The sequence below is a fragment of the Rhizobacter sp. P3_B12 genome, from assembly GCF_056402895.1.
This window is the reverse complement of the sequence record NZ_JBFUGN010000864.1, coordinates 1-2,643: the sequence shown is the minus strand read 5'-3', so window position 1 is coordinate 2,643 and position 2,643 is coordinate 1. Positions and strand designations below refer to the sequence as shown.

The following is a 2,643-nucleotide window of genomic DNA, read 5'->3' as shown; positions in this document are numbered from 1 at the left end:
CGCCAGCGCCTTCACGCGGCTCTGCGCCTGCTTGGCCTTGCTGGCCTTGGCCTTGAAGCGGTCGATGAACTTCTGCAGGTGGGCCATGCGCTCCTGCTGCTTCGCGAAGTTGGCCTGCGCCTGCATCATCCGTTCGGCGCGCATCTCCTCGAACGCGGTGTAGTTGCCGGTGTAACGGGTCAGGCGCGTCTCGTCGAGGTGCAGCGTCACCCGGGTGATCGCATCGAGGAACTCGCGGTCGTGGCTGATCACGATCATCGTGCCCTCGTAGCGCTGCAGCCAGGCCTCCAGCCACACCAGGGCATCGAGGTCCAGGTGGTTGGTCGGCTCGTCGAGCAGCATCAGGTCGGCCGGGCACATCAGCGCGCGCGCCAGCTGCAGCCGCATGCGCCAGCCGCCCGAGAAGCTGTTGACCGGCTCGTCGAGCTGGTCGACGCGGAAGCCCAGGCCCATCAGCAGCGCCTGCGCGCGCGGGCGGGCCTCGAAGCCGCCGGCCTCGGCGATCAGCTGGTGCGCCTCGGCCATCGCATGGCCGTCGTCGGCCGCCTCGGCCGCGGCCAGCGCGGCGTTCGCGGCATTCAGCCGGGTGTCGCCCTCCAGCACGAAATCGGTGGCCGGATCGTCGGTCTCCGGCATCGACTGCGCGACCTCGCCGACCAGCCAGCGCGGCGGGATGGCCACGTCGCCGGCGTCGGACTGCAGCCGGTGCGTCAGCAGCGAGAACAGCGAGGACTTGCCCGCGCCATTGCGCCCGACCAGGCCGACCTTCTCGCCGGGCTGCAGCGTGACGCTCGCGTCCTGCAGCACGACCTTGGTGCCGCGTCGCAGCGTGACGTTCTTGATGACAATCATGGGTAACTCACCAACGGGAAAAAAGCATGGAAAAGAGCACCGAAAGCGGCCGGAGCGAGGGCCTGACCACCCGGCTGCTGCACGCGGATCGCCGCGGCGGCGTCGAGCATGGTGCCACGCACAAGCCGCTGCACCCCTCGTCGGCCTTCGGTTACGAGACGGCGCGTGAACTGGTGTCGGTATTCCAGGGCGAACGCAGCGGGCATGTCTACGCGCGCCAGGGCAATCCGACCAACGTGGCGCTGGAAACCAAGCTGACGATGCTGGAAGACGGCGTCGGCACGGTGAGCTTCGCGACCGGCATGGCGGCGATCGCGTCGCTGACGCTCGCGCTGCTGAAGCGCGACGACCACATCGTCGCGAGCCGCTTCCTGTTCGGCAACACCGCCAGCCTGCTGAACACGCTGGAGGGCCTGGGCTGCGGCGTGACGCTGGTCGACGCGACCGATGCGGCAGACGTCGAGCGCGCGATCACGCCGCGCACGCGCATGGTGTTCGTCGAGACGATCGCGAACCCCGGTACGCAGGTCGCCGACCTGGAGGCGATCGGCCGGCTGTGCGGCGAACGGAAGCTGCTGTACGTGGTCGACAACACGATGACGACGCCCTACCTGTTCCGCCCGAAGGCGGTGGGCGCCGGGCTGGTCGTCAACTCGCTGACCAAGTCGATCGGCGGCCACGGCAACGCGTTGGGCGGCGCGGTCACCGACACCGGGGTGTTCGACTGGGCCAGTTTCGCCAACATCGCCGAGCCGTACAAGAAGGGCGACCCGCGCGGCTGGGGCCTGCTGCAGATCCGCAAGCGCGGGCTGCGCGACATCGGCGCGACGCTCGCGGCCGATGCGGCGCACCGCATCGCCACCGGTGCCGAGACGCTCGCGCTGCGCATGGACCGCGCCTGCGACAACGCGCTGCGCCTGGCCACGTGGCTGGCCGCGCAGCCGGGCGTCAAGCGCGTCAACCACCCCGGGCTCGAGAACCACCCGCAGCACGCCAACGCAAAGCGCTGGTTCAAGGCCGGCGGCAYGCTGATGAGCTTCGAGCTCGACGATTCGCGCGACTGCCTGGCCTTCCTCGATGCGTTGCAGGTGGTGATCAAGTCGAGCCACCTGGGCGACAACCGCACGCTCGCGATCCCCGTGGCGCACACCATCTTCTGGGAGATGGGCGCGCAGCGGCGGCAAGCGATGGGCATCGCGGATTCGCTGATCCGCGTGTCGGTGGGGATTGAAGACCATGAGGATCTGCGCGCCGATTTCGCACGCGCATTGGCGGCCGGCTAGCGATTCCAGCGCACGAGCGCTTCGCGGGTGACGAGCAAGACCTGATCGTCGCCGGCGCTGGTGTCGAGCCAGGCCACTTCCAGCTTGCGGAAGGCATGCTCGAAGTGCGGGCGTTCGTTGCCGATCTCCAGCAGCAGCACCGCCTCGGGCGTCATCTTCGCCGGCGCGTCGCGCAGGATGCGGCGCACCAGGTCCATGCCGTCGTCGCCGCCGGCCAGCGCCAGGGCAGGCTCATGGCGGTATTCCTCGGGCAGCGCCGCCATGCTGGTGCTGTTGACGTAGGGCGGGTTGCACAGGATCAGGTCGTACGGCCCGCCGACGCTCGCGAGCAAATCCGACTGCAGCAGCGTGATGCGCTTGCCGAGCTTGTGCTTGTCGACGTTGATGCGGGCCACCGCCAGCGCGTCGTCGGAGAGGTCGGCCGCGTCGACGACCACGTCGGGGTAGGCCAGCGCGGCGATCACCGCCAGGCTGCCGTTGCCGGTGCACAGGTCGAGCACCGTGTGCG

Annotated in this window: 3 protein-coding genes; 1 reads left to right on the top strand and 2 read right to left on the bottom strand. The window is 69.3% G+C overall.

Annotated elements, in window-relative coordinates; translation table 11 throughout:
- Positions 1-852: ABC-F family ATP-binding cassette domain-containing protein (locus AC1D01_RS29260; protein ID WP_477872668.1), on the bottom strand; the 852-nt coding region annotated here is incomplete at its 3' end.
- A 26-nt stretch (positions 853-878) separates the two neighbouring features.
- On the opposite strand from AC1D01_RS29260, the gene AC1D01_RS29255 reads away from it, so the two are divergent.
- Positions 879-2,135 (top strand): cystathionine gamma-synthase family protein, encoded by a 1,257-nt coding sequence (locus AC1D01_RS29255; RefSeq protein WP_477872666.1) that lies wholly within the window; start codon positions 879-881, stop codon positions 2,133-2,135.
- Here AC1D01_RS29255 and AC1D01_RS29250 read toward each other — a convergent pair.
- A partial coding sequence (locus tag AC1D01_RS29250; protein ID WP_477872664.1) for a HemK family protein methyltransferase occupies positions 2,132-2,643 on the bottom strand: 512 nt, incomplete at its 5' end. The genes AC1D01_RS29255 and AC1D01_RS29250 overlap by 4 nt on opposite strands.